This is a genomic window from Streptomyces sp. NPDC110618 (genome assembly GCF_055657065.1).
In genome coordinates, this window is record NZ_JBVKBN010000012.1 from 250,034 (window position 1) to 262,543 (window position 12,510).

The window sequence follows — 12,510 nt, forward strand, 5'->3', positions numbered from 1 at the left end:
CAATACCGTCGTACATCTCACCCGCAACGGACCATCATTTGTGCGGACCAGGGGAGGGCTCAGGGCCGCGGTGGCACCGGCGCGGGGCGCGGTAGGGGGGTGCCGCACTCGGCCTGCGTACAGGAGGATGTACGCGCGACCGGGGCGTGCCGCGCAATCGGCTCTGCCGCCTTGGCAGGCCGGTGAGTTACGCCAGCAATAACCCCCCTTTCGAACCGGACACACAGCCGGGCCGCCCCAGGGGCGGGCGGTCCACCGGACGAGAGGGACCGACTCATGAGTTCTGTACTGCGCCCGGCAACGGGCGACAAGTACCGCACAGCCGGGAAGTACCGGCCCGTCTCCTCGCACCTGGCCATCGCACCGCCGGTGAGCGTCGTGATCCCCGCCATGAACGAGGCGGAGAACCTGCCGTACGTCTTCAAGACCCTGCCGGACTGGATCCACGAAGTGGTGCTGGTCGACGGCAACTCCACGGACAACACCGTCGAAGTGGCCCGCGAGCTGTGGCCGGAGGTGAAGGTCGTCGAGCAGCGGGGCAAGGGCAAGGGGGATGCCCTGATCACCGGGTTCGAGGCCTGCTCCGGTGACATCATCGTCATGGTCGACGCGGACGGCTCCGCCGACGGCCAGGAGATCGTCAGCTATGTGTCGGCGCTGGTCTCGGGCGCCGACTTCGCCAAGGGGTCCCGGTTCGCCAACGGCGGCGGTACCGATGACATGACGTTCATCCGCAAGCTGGGCAACCGTGTGCTGTGCGCCGTGGTGAACCGCAAGTTCGGCGCCCGCTACACCGACCTCTGCTACGGCTACAACGCTTTCTGGCGGCACTGCCTGGACAAGATCGACCTCGACTGCACGGGCTTCGAGGTGGAGACCCTGATGAACATCCGGGTGGTCAAGGCGGGGCTGAAGGTGCAGGAGATACCCAGCCACGAGTACCTGCGGATCCACGGCACCAGCAACCTGCGGGCCGTGCGGGACGGGCTGCGGGTGCTGAAGGTGATCTTGAAGGAACGCTCCAACCGGCGTGACCTGCGGCGCCGTGCCGGGCGCTCCCCGCTGCTCGACTCGGTCCGGGGAGAGGTGTCTTGAGCGGTCCCGACATCTCCGTCGTGATCTGCGTCTACACCGAGGACCGCTGGGAGGACATCCTCGCGGCGGTCGCCTCGGTGCGCGCGCAGTCCCGTCCGGCGCTGGAGACGCTGCTGGTCGTCGACCACAACGAACCCCTGCGCGAACGCCTGGCCAAGGAGTACAAAGAGGCCGCCGACGTCCGGGTGCTCGCCAACGCGGGCCCCCGCGGGCTGTCCGCGGGCCGCAACACGGGGATCGCCGCCTCCTACGGCGAGGTGGTCGCCTTCCTCGACGACGACGCGGTGGCCGAGCGGGACTGGCTGCGCTACTTCGCCGAGGGCTACTCCGACCCGCGGGTGATGGCGGTCGGCGGGCGCACCGAGCCGATCTGGGCCTCGGGGCGCCGACCGGCCTGGTTCCCGGAGGAGTTCGACTGGGTGGTCGGCTGCACCTACCGCGGCCTGCCGCCGGGCCGCGTCCGGGTGCGCAACGTCCTCGGCGGCAACGCCTCCTTCCGGCGTACGGCGTTCGACGCGGCGGGCGGTTTCGCCACCGGTATCGGACGCGACGGCGACCGGCTGCCGCTGGGCTGCGAGGAGACGGAGCTGTGCATCCGGCTGACCCGCGCCCGGCCCGACGCGCTGCTGCTGATCGACGACCGTGCGGTGATCCACCACCGGGTGCCAAAGGCGCGCGAGCACTTCGGCTACTTCCGCACCCGCGCCTGGGCCGAGGGCCTGTCGAAGGCGCTGGTCGCGCGGAGTGTGGGCGCCGACAAGGGACTTGAGTCCGAACGCCGGTACACCACCCGGGTGCTGCCGGCCGGGGTGGCGCGCGGGCTGCGCGACGCGGTGCTGGCCCGGCCGGGCGGCGCCGGGCGGGCGGGCGCGATCGTCGCCGGGGTGCTCACCGCGGCCGGTGGGTATGTGGTCGGGAGTGTCCGGGCGCGCAGGGGCGGGGCCACCTACTCGGTGGCGGCGATCGAGGGGGACGGGGGCGGCCATGAGTAGAGGCGCGGTGCGCGACGACACCGCCGTGCCGATCCTCATGTACCACGCGGTGTCCGCCGAACCGAACGACGCCACCCGCACGCTGTCGGTGTCGCCCGAGGCGTTCGAGGAGCAGATGGCGGTCGTCGCCGACCTGGGGCTCACCCCGGTCGGCACGGCCGAACTCGCGGACTGCTGGCGGCGGGGCCGTCCGCTGCCCGCACGCCCGGTCCTGGTGACGTTCGACGACGGTTACGAGGGCGTGCACCGGCACGCCCTGCCCGTGCTCGCCAAGCACGGTTTCCCGGCCACCGTCTTCGTCTCCACCGGCTGGCTGCGCGGCCCGTACGACACCGGCGGCGCCCTGGACACCATGCTGGACTTCGACCAGGTGCGCGAACTGGCCGCGGCCGGGGTGGAGATCGGCGGCCACAGCCACACCCACCCGCAGCTCGACCAGCTCCCGGAGGAGGAGCTGCGCCGGGAGCTGATCCTGTGCAAGGAGATCGTCTCGGACCAGCTCGGCACCGTCCCGGCCTCGTTCGCCTACCCGTACGGCTACTCCGACCGCCGGGTCCGCCGGGCGGTGCGCGAGACGGGGTACGCGCAGGCGCTGGCCGTCGGCAACGGCCTCGCCCGCCGCCGCCAGGGCCCGTACGCGCTGCGCCGGGTGACCGTGCGCCGCACCACGGGCGCCGAGGAGTTCCGGCGGCTGGTCGAGGGCCGCGCGATCACCCGCACCTTCGCCCGGGACCTGGCCCTCACCAAGGGCTATGCCATGGTCCGCCGAGCACGACAGATACGCCGGAAGGCCATCCGAACCCGTGTCTGACACGACGACCACGACCGAGGCCGCGCAGTCCGCCGCGCCGGTGTCCGAGCCGCCGGGGCGGGGCAGCCAGCTGTTCCGCAACGCCTACGCCCTGATGCTGAACACCGGTATCTCGGCGGTGCTCGGCCTGGGGTTCTGGCTGGCCGCCGCCCGCTACTACTCCGAGTCGGCGGTCGGCCAGGGGTCCGCCGCCATCGCCGCGATGAAGTTCCTGGCGGGGCTGACCGCGGTGGCGCTGACCGGCGCGCTGGCCCGGTTCATCCCGATCGCGGGCCGCGCCACCGGGCGGCTGATCCTGCGCACGTACGCGGGCAGTTCGGTGATCGTGGCGCTGGCCGCGGGCGTCTTCCTGCTGACCCTGGACGCGTGGGGGCCGTCGTACCGCTTCCTGGACACACCGCTGGCCGGGATCGGGTTCGTGGTGTCCGTGATCGCGTGGAACCTGCTGACCTTGCAGGACGGGGTGCTCACCGGGCTGCGCAGCGCGCTGTGGGTGCCGGTGGGCAACACCGCCTTCTCGGCGGTGAAGCTGGGGCTGCTGGTGGCGTTCGCGGCGGCGATACCGACCACCGGGGTCTATGTCTCCTGGGTCGCGGCCATCGCGATCTCGGTGCTGCCGCTGGGCTGGTTGGTGTTCCGGCGGCTGGTGCCGCGGCATGTGTCGGCGACCGAGGAGCACGCGAAACCGCCGTCGTGGAAGGAGATCGGCACCTTCCTCGCGGGCGACTACACCGGCTCGCTGTTCTCGCTCGCCGTGGTCTATCTGATCCCGGTGATCGTGGCGGCGCAGGTCAGCTCCGAGGACAACGCCTACTTCTACATCACCGCCACCATCGGTGGCACGGTCAACCTGCTCGCCATCAACATGGGCGCCTCGCTGACCGTGGAGGGCTCGCACGACCCGGCCCGGCTCTCCGTCTTCACCCGGGCCGCGCTGCTGCGCATGGTGAAGATCATGGTGCCGGTCGCGGCGATCCTGTTCGTCGGGGCGCCCTGGATCCTCGGGGTGTTCGGCTCCGGGTACGCGGACGCGGCGACGCCGCTGCTGCGCTGGTTCGCGGTCGGCGGGCTGCTGCGGGTCGTGATGGAGACCTACTTCGCGGTCCTGCGCGCCCAGAGCCGCACCGCCGGACTGGCCTGGCTGCAGGGCCTGTTGTGCGCGCTGGTGCTGGGTCTGACGCTGCTGCTGCTCCCCCGGATGGGGCTGACCGGCGCCGGTGTCGCCGAGATCGTCGCGCTGGCGGTGATCGTCGCGATCGCGGCGCCCAAGTTGTACCGCACGGTGCTGACCGCGCCGCCCGAGGTGCCGGAGGACGCCGCGCCCGACGGCGACCTCGCCGACCTGGGGTCGCGCGATCCGGGCGAGGGCGGGCGCAGGCGGGGGCCGGCCTGGGCGCTGGACTCCGACACGCTGGGCCTCGGCATCCATGTCGACTTCGACCACCTGGACCGGCGGCCCGACGTCCGTCCGGGCCCGGGCACCCCGCCCGCCGGGCTGCCCGCGGTACGGCGGCCCACGTGGGCCGTCGGGCTTCCGGTGGAGAAGAAGGAACCGGAGGTGGACACGCCGTTCGAGGCGGAGGAGAGGGCCGTCGTCCCGGAGGTACCGGTGACGCTGACACCGGAGGACATCCCGCAGACGGTACGGGAGGAGGAGCAGGCCGAGCCCACCGCGAGCGCGCTGCCGACCCGCACCGGCGTGGTCCTGGGCTGTCTGCTGATCGCGGCGCTGCTGCTGTACTGGGTGCCCGCGCTGCGCCTGACCGAGGCCGACCTGGACGGTATGGGCGGGCTCGGGCTGGTCTCGGTGCTGCCCACGCCGACGCTGATCGGCGCCGGGCTGCTGGTCACCGTGTTCGCCTCGCTGCTCTGGCTGGGCCGTGAGCACCGGGCCCTGCTGCTGGTCACGCTGCTGGCGACGGTGGTGTCGCTGCACGCCCTGCCCGCGCTGATCGAGACCGAGCCGCGGTTCGCCACGGCCTGGCAGCATCTGGGCTTCCTGGACTACATCGACCGCACCGGGTCCGCCGTACCGGACCTGGACGCGCGCTGGAGCTGGCCGGGCTTCTTCGCGGCGGCCGCGTTCGTGGCGAAGGCCTGCGGGGTCTCGGACTTCACCGAGGTCATCCGCTGGTGGCCGCTGACCGTGCAACTGCTGTACCTGGTCCCGATGTTCCTGCTGACCCGTTCGATGCGGGCGAGCTGGCGGGCCCGCTGGACCGGGATCTGGATCTTCGTGCTCAGCGGCTGGGTGGGCCAGGACTACTTCTCACCGCAGGGCTTCACCTACCTGCTGTACCTGGTGTTCGTGGCGCTGCTGCTGGTCTGGTTCCGGGCGCCGCGGGTGATCTGGACGAAGGTGCGGCCCGGCGAGCTGGAGGTCGAGCCGACCAGCCGGCGACAGCGGGCGGTACTGCTGCTGGTCGTGATGGGTCTGTTCGCGGCGAGCGTCCCGGCCCACCAGCTCACCCCGTTCGTGATGCTGGGCGTGCTGGCGGGTCTGGTGCTGGTCGGGCGCAGCGAACTGCGCGGGCTGCCGCTGCTGTTCGGGGTCGTGGTGGTGTCGTGGATCGGCTTCATGGCGGAGCCGTACTGGTCCGGGCACTTCGACGAACTGTTCGGCGGCGTCGGCGGGGTCGGCTCCAATGTCTCCTCGTCGGTCTCGGGGCGCATCGAGGGCGGCAGCTCCACCCACAAGCTGGTGCTGTACGCGCGGGTGCTGCTGGCCGGCGGGGTGATGGCGATGGCCTGCTGGGGCTGGTGGCGGCGCCGCGACCACAAGTACCGCGAACGCTCCCTGCTGGTCCTGGCCTTCGTGCCGTTCCTCGGCTTCGGCATGCAGAGCTACGGCGGCGAGATGGCGCTGCGGGTCTTCATGTTCGCGCTGCCCGGCGCGGCCCTGCTGGCGGGGCTCGCCCTGTTCCCGCGCACCGGGGTCACCGCCGAGGAGCGCGACAAGGACCGGGTGAGCCTGGCACCGCTGGCCGCGCTGATGGCGGGCCTGGTCCTCGTCGGCGGTTTCCTGGTGGCCCGGTGGGGCAACGAGCCGTTCGAGCGGATCACCTCCGGCGAGATCGCGGCCATGGAGTACGTCTACGACCACGACGACCCGAGTGTGCGGCTGCTGTGGCTGAGCGACGACCCGGTCAACGTGGTGACGCCGTCCCTGCCGTGGGGATCGCGGGACATGGAGAGGGTGGAGTACCTGCCGACCCAGGCGCCGGTCGACCCGGTGCTGGTGTCCGGCCTGGTCAAGTCGCTGAAGGACGCGGGCCCGAACTCGTATCTGATGATCAACCGCGGTCAGGTCACCTATCTGCGGATGGATGTCGGCTACGCGGAGAACTGGGAGCCGCGGCTGATCGAGAACCTCGACAAGCGCCGGGAACTGAAGAAGGTCTTCGCCAACGAGGACGTCACCATGTACGCGCTGCGCGAGCAGCCCGCGGGCGAGGTGCCGAAGGCGGATCCGGGTCCGATCGGTCCGCAGGTGACCTGGACGCCGTGGTCGGTGGTCGGGGCGCTGGCCGCGCTGGCGCTGATCGTGCTGCTGGGGGCGCGCGAGGTGGTACGGGTCGCCGTGCGGCCGAGCGTGCGGCAACTGCGCTGGCTGCAGAGCACGTTCTGGTTCTCACTGCCACTGCTGGCGGTGCTGCTGGCCTCGCTGGTGCAGCGATTCCTGACGATCAAGTAGGAGGCGCGGTCAGGTGGTTCGGTCGAGCAAATAGAAAGCGCGGTCAGGTGGTTCGGGCGAGCCACCTGACCTCGTACGCCTGGAGTTCGATCCGCTTGCCGTCGACGGTCGCCGTGGTGGAGCGGTCCAGGGTGTTGACGACGAGGGCGGTCCGGTCGGTGGCCAGCACCCTCAGGTGGCCGGGCGCGGACAGCTCGCGGTACTCGGTGCCGGGCGGGAAGGCGGCCGCGAACCGGGACAGCAGGTCGTACATGGGCAGTTCCCGCCCGCCCTCCTTCCGGTCGGTGGGGGTCCACAGGCAGCCGGGGCAGTCGGTGCCCTTCTCCGCCTCGGGGTTCCAGTAGAAGCCGGAGGTGGCGCCGCCCTTGGCCATGGCGATCAGTCCGGCGGCGTGCACGGCGGTCCGGCGGGTCTCGGACCAGCCGTGCCGGTTGTCGTCGCCGTCGGCGGGCTCGACGTAGTACTCGGCCCACCACAGGGGCAGTTCGCCGCGGGTCTGCCGGCGCACCCACTCGCCGACGGCGGTGAACTTGTCGGTGGCCGCGAACTCGTCGGGGAGCAGTTCGTCGTGCCGGGTGTAGCTGGAGCCGTCGACCACCACGAAGTCGGCGCCCGCCTTGTGCTCGTTCCAGTAGGCGAAGGCGTCCAGCACGCGGCGGTCCATCGCGCCCCAGGTGCCCTTCAGGGTCGGCGAGGCGTGCGTCTCGCGGGGGTCGAGGCTGTCCATCACCAGGTAGGGGCCGCCGACCTGGATCTCGGGGTTGACCTTCTTCAGGGCGCGGTAGACGCGGTTGTACAGCTCGGTGTAGCCCTCGTGGTCCCAGCGGGCCTCGGCGTCGTTCCAGAAGCCCTTGAACTCGTTCCACACGATGAAGTGCCGTACGTCCGGGTAGCGCTTGGCGACCGTCGCGGCGAGCGCGGCGAAGTCGTCGAAGTGCTCGGGGTCCGGGGCCGTCTCCAGGGCGTCCTGGCTCCAGTCGGTGTGGTCGACCCCGGCCTCGCCGCCCTTCATCCAGTCCGGCGCGCAGCACAGCGTGACCACGGGGGTGCCGCCGGAGGCGCGCACGAAGTCGATGCGGCGGTCCATGGCGTCGAAGTCGTAACGCCCCTTCACCGGCTCGGGGTTGTCCGCGCCCCAGCCCATCAGGTGCTGGATCTGCGGCAGTCCCCCGCTGTCGGCGATCCGCCGCTCCACCCGCCCGGTCGCATCCGAGCTGCCCTCGTCGGCGCTGAACTGGGTGTGCGTGAACCCCCAGCCCACCTCGGGTTCGGCCGCGCCGTTCGCCGGGACGGGGGTGCCGTGCACCTTGTCGCCGTCCCGTGAGGTGCCCGCGGTGCTGGCGCCGCCGTCGGGGAGCGTGTGGAGCAGGGTCACCACCAGGGCCAGGGCGGCGGCCCCCACACCGAGCAGCGCGGTGAGCCGCCACCGCCGCACCCCCGAATTCCACCCATGTCGTCCCATCGAGGGCAACGGTAACGGGGCGAACGGCCGTGGTGGCAGGCTTTGGTGTTCAACAGTCCTGTTGCAATCGCCGATCACCGGCCTCCGCGGGGAAATCCAGTGCACGAAGGGCGTTCGTGCCGGATCATGACGACATGTCTGCGAACCCACACGACGCTCTGCCGATCCGGCTCAACGTCGACGACAGCGACTCCCCGTCGGATGTCGTCGACGCGCTGTTCCTCGGCCGCTTCGCGACGGGCGAGCAGCCTTACTCGCACGCGGCCAACATCGACCGGGTGCGCTCCGGCGCGACCCTGCTGCCGCCCGGCGCCCGCGTGCTGCGCGTGGCCCGCGACGACGACCGCAGCGCGACGCTCGCGGAGGGCGACGGCTGGACCGTGCTGATCTCCCGCTGGAGCCGCGGCGCCGACGTCACGGTGACCGCGACCACCGCGGAGCTGGCGAAGAAGGTCCTGGAGCAGGCCACCGACGGCGCGGCGGACGAGCCGGAGCCGCAGCCGGAGAACGTGACCATGGGTTTTTGGTACGTCTCCCCCAGGCGCGGCCCGCACCGCACCACCCGCCAGATCTCGGCGGGCACCTGGGAGGAGGTGCGCGCCAACTACACGGCACCGGTCGCGGACGCGATGGACCGCCTGATGAAGACCACGCCCGAGGACATCGCGGGCCGGCTGCTCCTGCTGCACGGCCCGCCCGGCACCGGCAAGACCTCCGCGCTGCGCACCCTGGCCCGCTCCTGGCGGGACTGGTGCCAGGTGGACTGCGTCCTGGACCCCGAGCGGCTGTTCAGCGACGTCGGCTATCTCATGGACATCGCGATCGGCGAGGAGGACGGCACCGGCAAGGGCCGCTGGCGGCTGCTGCTCCTGGAGGACTGCGACGAACTGATCCGCGGCGAGGCCAAGCACACCGCCGGGCAGGCGCTGTCCCGGCTGCTGAACCTGACCGACGGACTGCTCGGCCAGGGCCGCAACGTGCTGGTGGGCGTCACCACCAACGAGGACCTGGAGCGGCTCCACCCGGCCGTGGTGCGCCCGGGGCGCTGTCTGGCCCGCATCGAGGTCGGCCCGCTGACCAGGGCGGAAGCGGTGGGCTGGCTCGGCACCGAGGAGGGTGTGGGCCGCGAGGGCGCCACGCTGGCGGAGCTGTACGCGCTGCGCCGGGGCACCTCGCCCACGGCACTGCCGGAGCCGCGCGGCGGGGCGGACGCGGGGCTGTACCTGTAGCACCCGGCCGCTCCGGTGCTTTGATGGGCGTATGACCCTGTTCGTCGGCACGTCGGGGTGGCAGTACAAGGACTGGCGGGACGTCCTGTACCCGTCGGGGTGCCCGGTGCGGCTGTGGCTGGAGGAGTACGCGGCGCGCTTCGCGACGGTCGAGCTGAACAACGCCTTCTACCGGCTGCCGTCGCGGGAGAACTTCGCGGCGTGGCGGGAGCGCGTGCCCGGCGACTTCGTGGTCGCGGTGAAGGCCAGCCGCTATCTGACCCACATCAAGCGGCTGCGGGAGCCGGAGGAGCCGGTGCGCCGGCTGATGAGCCACGCCGAGGGTCTGGGCGACCGCCTGGGCCCGGTGCTGCTCCAGCTCCCCCCGACGCTGCGGGCCGACCCCGCCCTGCTCGACGCCTGCCTGGCCTGTTTCCCGGCCGGGACGCGGGTCGCGGTGGAACCCCGGCACGACTCGTGGTGGACCCGTACGGTCCAGGAGGTCCTGGAGTCCCGGGGCGCGGCCCTGTGCTGGGCGGACATCCTCGCCCGCCCGGTCACCCCGCTGTGGCGCACCGCGGACTGGGGGTACGTCCGCTTCCACCAGGGCCGGGCCCAGCCGTGGCCGCGCTACGGCAGACAGTCCCTGTCGACCTGGGTGGCCCGCGTCGCGCGGACCTGGCCGGACAGCCGGGACGTGTACGCGTACTTCAACAACGACCCCGGGGGTGCGGCCGTGCGGGACGCGGTGGCGTTCGCCCGGCTGGCGGCGAGGGAGGGGCTGACGGTGACGCGGGTACCGGGGACCGTGCCCGCGTGACGTCCGGTCAGCCGGCCTCGTACACCGCCCGCAGGGCGTCCCGTACGGCGGACAGGGCCTCCTCCTCCGCGAGCCCGAGCCGGCGGACCCGCTCGGCGTACGCCTGCGCCGCGCTCGCGGCCTCCCGCTCCGCGGCGGAGCCGGCCGCGGCCACGAAGGTGCCGTTGCGGCCCCGGGTCTCGATCACCCCGTCCGTCTCCAGCGCCCGGTAGGCCTTGGCGACGGTGTTCGCGGCGAGGCCCAGCGCCTCGGCGAGCCCGCGCACGGTCGGCAGGCGGTACCCGACCGGCAGCACACCGGCGCGCGCCTGCTCGGAGATCTGCGCCCGCACCTGCTCGTACGGCGGCGCGCTGTCATCGATGTGGATCTTCAGGGTCACGGGACCGATTGTCCCGTACCCGGCGGAAAATGAGAGGCAGGGGGACGTGCCCCGGCCGTAACGTGCGGCCACATGACTGTCATCGTGCGCGAGATCGGGCCCGGCGTCCGAGCGGATCTGGAGGGCTTCGCCACCGTACGGCAGAGGGCCCTGCCGTACTTCGTCATGACCCCGGACTCCCTCGCCTACAACCTGGACCACTACCCCGCCGCTGCGCACTACCGGCCGCTGGTCGCCGAGGCGGACGGCGAGATCATCGGCAGCGCGCAGGTGGGCCTGCTGCACGAGGTCCCGGGGCCGTCGCAGGGCTTCGTCAATGTGTACACACGCCCCGACCGCACCCGCCGCGGCGCGGGCGGGCTCCTGGTGCGGGCCGCCGAGGAGTACCTGGCCGGTCTGGGGGCGGTCCGGCTGCTCGCCTGGGTCCTGGACGAGCCCGCCAACCGGGCCTTCGCCGAGGCGCGCGGCTACCGCGCGGGCCGCTCCGCGCACTTCCTCCGGCTCGACCTCGAGAAGCTTCCGCCGCTCCAGGAGGTGCCGCCGGGGGTGGAGTTGCGCACGGCCGCCGACTTCGCGGCCGATCCGCGGCCGTTGTTCGAGCTGGACGCGGAGACCACGGCGGACGAGCCCGGCGAGGCGGGTCCGGCGCGGCTGGACTACGACACCTGGCTTGAGGACACCTGGCGCCACCCCCTGACCGACAGGGAGCTGACCACGGTCGCCGTGGTCGACGGCCGCCCCGCCGCCTTCACCGCCGCCCGCACCGACGGCACCGGCCGCTACGGCACCGGCATGACCGGCACGGCCCGCGCCTTCCGCGGCCGGGGCCTGGCCAAGCTCGCCAAGAACCACTCCCTGCACCGGGCGCGCGAGGCGGGCTGCACGGAGGCCTTCACCGGCAACGACACAGGAAACGGACCCATGCTGGCGATCAACAAGTGGTTCGGCTACGAGATCTGCGCGACGGAGGTGCGTTATGTCCGTGAACTCGGCTGACCGCGAAGGGCAGGTGGACGTGGTCCTGGTGAAGGCGGGCCGCACGAAGATGCGTTACCCGGCCACCCTCCTCCAGGACGACGGCACCCGCATCACCGTCCGCGCCGACTTCGAGGGCGACAGGCCCCGCGACTTCGGCTTCGTCCGCTTCGAACCGGGCGACGTCTTCACCGAGTACTACTGGCGCGACCGCTGGTACGCGATCAAGGCGGTCCACACCTCCCGGGGCGCCCTGAAGGGCTGGTACTGCGACATCGCCCGCCCGGCGACCTTCCGGGGCACGGAGTTGGTCGTGGAGGACCTCGACCTGGACCTGTGGCGCTCGGCCGACGCCACGGACATCCGCCGCCTGGACGAGGACGAGTTCGAGGAGAGCGGCCTCGCGACCAGCGACCCGCAGGCGGCGGCAGCGGCGGTGGCGGCCCTCGACGAACTGGAGGCACTCGCGGCGGGGGACGGCTTCGAGGCACTGCTGGCCTAGGTCCGTAGCGCGGCAGACGGGACTTCGAGGCGCTGCTGCCCTAGGTCGTAGCGCGGCAGACGGGACTTTGAGGGTCACAGCCGGGCCACCACCGCGTACCGCTCGTCCGTCACCGGTTTCCCCCACAGCCGCGGGTCGCCGGACAGGTGCTCCACGCACACGTCCGGGACCAGGGGCGCGAGCAGGCCGGTCAGCCGCTCGGCGGACATGCCGACCGGGCTGGCCGTGCCCCACACGCCCTCGACCAGGACGAGCCGCCCGCCTGGCCGCAGCAGCCCGCGCCAGTGTCGCAGGGCGCGCCCGGGGCCGGGCAGCGCCCACAGCAGGTGCCGGACGAGCACCACGTCGAACCGCTCCTCCCCGACCGGCGGCGCCCCCGCGTCACCGACCAGGAACGCGGCGTCACGCCCGGCGAGCTTGGCGCGGGCGAGGCCGATCATGGCCGGGGAGGTCCACCCCGGTCACCCGGTGCCCCTGCTAGGTGTATTGACCCGTGAGGTTGGGGACGCGGCTGGCGGGTGGTTGGCCCTTCAGCGCGGTGTGTCCGCGGTGGTGATTGTAGGTGTGCAGCC

The 12,510-nt window shown here is 72.3% G+C and carries 10 protein-coding genes and 1 pseudogene; 8 read left to right on the forward strand and 3 right to left on the reverse strand.

The window, feature by feature from the left end:
• The first annotated feature begins 276 nt into the window (after positions 1–276).
• The 4 genes from ACZ7L7_RS22110 to ACZ7L7_RS22125 are packed head-to-tail and all read left to right on the forward strand — an operon-like array spanning position 277 to position 6,592.
• Entirely contained in the window at positions 277–1,095 is an 819-nt protein-coding gene (locus tag ACZ7L7_RS22110) for a glycosyltransferase family 2 protein (protein ID WP_285511607.1), read from the forward strand.
• Positions 1,092–2,087, forward strand: a complete 996-nt coding sequence (locus ACZ7L7_RS22115) for a glycosyltransferase family 2 protein (protein WP_285511608.1) — start codon at positions 1,092–1,094, stop codon at positions 2,085–2,087. Before ACZ7L7_RS22110 ends, ACZ7L7_RS22115 begins: the two co-directional genes overlap by 4 nt.
• The gene (locus ACZ7L7_RS22120) at positions 2,080–2,898 is read left to right on the forward strand and encodes a polysaccharide deacetylase family protein (RefSeq protein WP_285511609.1); all 819 of its coding nucleotides are present in this window, start codon (positions 2,080–2,082) and stop codon (positions 2,896–2,898) included. Before ACZ7L7_RS22115 ends, ACZ7L7_RS22120 begins: the two co-directional genes overlap by 8 nt.
• The gene (locus ACZ7L7_RS22125; RefSeq protein WP_472076873.1) at positions 2,891–6,592 is read left to right on the forward strand and encodes a lipopolysaccharide biosynthesis protein; all 3,702 of its coding nucleotides are present in this window, start codon (positions 2,891–2,893) and stop codon (positions 6,590–6,592) included. Before ACZ7L7_RS22120 ends, ACZ7L7_RS22125 begins: the two co-directional genes overlap by 8 nt.
• 43 nt (positions 6,593–6,635) lie before the next feature.
• Here the strand turns inward: ACZ7L7_RS22125 and ACZ7L7_RS22130 are convergent, their stop codons facing one another.
• Complete coding sequence (locus tag ACZ7L7_RS22130; protein ID WP_471593441.1) at positions 6,636–8,054, reverse strand: GH39 family glycosyl hydrolase; 1,419 nt, start codon at positions 8,052–8,054, stop codon at positions 6,636–6,638.
• Positions 8,055–8,188: 134 nt separating this feature from the next.
• On the opposite strand from ACZ7L7_RS22130, the gene ACZ7L7_RS22135 reads away from it, so the two are divergent.
• Complete coding sequence (locus tag ACZ7L7_RS22135) at positions 8,189–9,283, forward strand: DUF5925 domain-containing protein (protein WP_453605393.1); 1,095 nt, start codon at positions 8,189–8,191, stop codon at positions 9,281–9,283.
• Positions 9,284–9,314: 31 nt separating this feature from the next.
• Positions 9,315–10,082, forward strand: coding sequence for a DUF72 domain-containing protein (locus ACZ7L7_RS22140; RefSeq protein ID WP_453605395.1), 768 nt, complete (start codon positions 9,315–9,317; stop codon positions 10,080–10,082).
• A 7-nt stretch (positions 10,083–10,089) separates the two neighbouring features.
• Here ACZ7L7_RS22140 and ACZ7L7_RS22145 read toward each other — a convergent pair whose 3' ends face one another.
• A complete protein-coding gene (locus ACZ7L7_RS22145; RefSeq protein ID WP_285511614.1) occupies positions 10,090–10,461 on the reverse strand; it encodes a GntR family transcriptional regulator in 372 nt (123 codons plus the stop codon).
• Positions 10,462–10,533: 72 nt separating this feature from the next.
• Here ACZ7L7_RS22145 and ACZ7L7_RS22150 point away from each other — a divergent pair, with 72 nt between their 5' ends.
• Positions 10,534–11,457, forward strand: a complete 924-nt coding sequence (locus ACZ7L7_RS22150; RefSeq protein ID WP_471593443.1) for a GNAT family N-acetyltransferase — start codon at positions 10,534–10,536, stop codon at positions 11,455–11,457.
• Positions 11,438–11,938: a ribonuclease FAU-1 family protein gene (locus tag ACZ7L7_RS22155; protein WP_472076875.1), complete on the forward strand. Its 501-nt coding sequence runs from the start codon at positions 11,438–11,440 to the stop codon at positions 11,936–11,938. Before ACZ7L7_RS22150 ends, ACZ7L7_RS22155 begins: the two co-directional genes overlap by 20 nt.
• Positions 11,939–12,012: 74 nt before the next feature.
• On the opposite strand, the pseudogene ACZ7L7_RS22160 reads toward ACZ7L7_RS22155, so the two are convergent.
• Positions 12,013–12,415 (reverse strand): annotated as a pseudogene (locus ACZ7L7_RS22160) (class I SAM-dependent methyltransferase); the annotation flags it as partial.
• Positions 12,416–12,510 lie beyond the last annotated feature (95 nt).